The sequence below is a fragment of the Achromobacter colocynthidis genome (assembly GCF_057334535.1).
In genome coordinates this window covers 196,259-197,472 of sequence record NZ_JBHFIZ010000035.1, presented here as the reverse complement: position 1 = coordinate 197,472, position 1,214 = coordinate 196,259, and the positions used below count along the sequence as shown (strand labels likewise).

The following is a 1,214-nucleotide window of genomic DNA, read 5'->3' as shown; positions in this document are numbered from 1 at the left end:
CCCCCCCCCCCCCCCCCCACCACGACTCCGAACCCGAATAAACATGGCTACTCTCAGCTTCCGTAACGTCAAGAAAACCTATGCCGGCAACGTGCCGGTCATCCATGGCATCGACATGGATGTCAAAGACGGTGAATTCATCGTCATCGTCGGGCCGTCCGGCTGCGGCAAGTCCACGCTGATGCGCATGGTCGCCGGCCTGGAATCCGTGACCAGCGGCGACATCGTGATCGACGACAAGGTCGTCAACACGCTGGAACCCGCCGAACGCGACATCGCGATGGTGTTCCAGAACTACGCGCTCTACCCGCACATGACCGTGTTTGAAAACATGGCCTATGGCTTGAAGATCCGCAAGTTCTCCAAGGACGAGATCAAAAAGCGCGTGGACATCGCCGCGCAGATCCTGGAACTGGGCCACCTGCTGGACCGTCGCCCGCGCGCGCTGTCCGGCGGCCAGCGCCAGCGTGTGGCCATGGGCCGCGCCATCGTGCGTGAACCCAAGGTGTTCCTGTTCGACGAACCCTTGTCGAACCTGGACGCCAAGCTGCGCGTGGCGATGCGCCTTGAAATCATGAAACTGCATCGCCGCCTGGGCACCACCAGCCTGTACGTGACGCACGACCAGGTCGAAGCCATGACGCTGGCGCATCGCATGATCGTCATGTACCAAGGCGTCCCCGAGCAGATCGGCACCCCCATGGAAGTCTTTGAAAAGCCCGCTTCGACCTTCGTGGCCGGCTTCATCGGCTCGCCCCCGATGAACCTGATGGAAGTGCAGGTGGCCGGCGACGGCACCGTGCAGACCACCGACGGCATGGCGCTGGAAATCTCGCCGCTGCAAGTGCCGTCCCAGGTGCGCGGCCGCAAGATCATCATGGGCATGCGCCCGGAGCACATGCTGCTGAACACGCAAGGCGTGCCGGCCGAAGTTGAAATGGTCGAAACGCTGGGTTCGGAACAACTGGTGCATTGCCGCTGCGGGAAGACCACGCTGGTGGTGCGCTGCACGACGCGCCAGTTGTCCGAAGCGTCGGCCAAGGTGGGCGATCGCGTCAATGTCGGCCCGGACGGCCGCCATCCGCTGCATTGGTTCGAAGCCGAATCGGGTCGCCGGGTGCAGGGTCTGTAAACCCTAAGCCACCAGCCGCCACGGCGATCGCCTGGCGCGGCTGCCAGGCAAAAGAATCGGGGGGGGGGCCATGTCATTGGCT

1 protein-coding gene is annotated in these 1,214 nt (G+C 63.4%); it reads left to right on the top strand.

Features of this window, described 5'->3' with window-relative positions:
* The first annotated feature begins 43 nt into the window (after positions 1 to 43).
* Positions 44 to 1,132, top strand: coding sequence for a sn-glycerol-3-phosphate import ATP-binding protein UgpC (locus ACE04A_RS16645; RefSeq protein ID WP_259247659.1), 1,089 nt, complete (start codon positions 44 to 46; stop codon positions 1,130 to 1,132).
* Positions 1,133 to 1,214 lie beyond the last annotated feature (82 nt).

Excerpts from the sequence above, each read along its gene's own strand:
- ACE04A_RS16645 (WP_259247659.1), top strand. The coding sequence starts at position 44 with ATGGCTACTCTCAGCTTCCGTAACGTCAAGAAAACCTATGCCGGCAAC.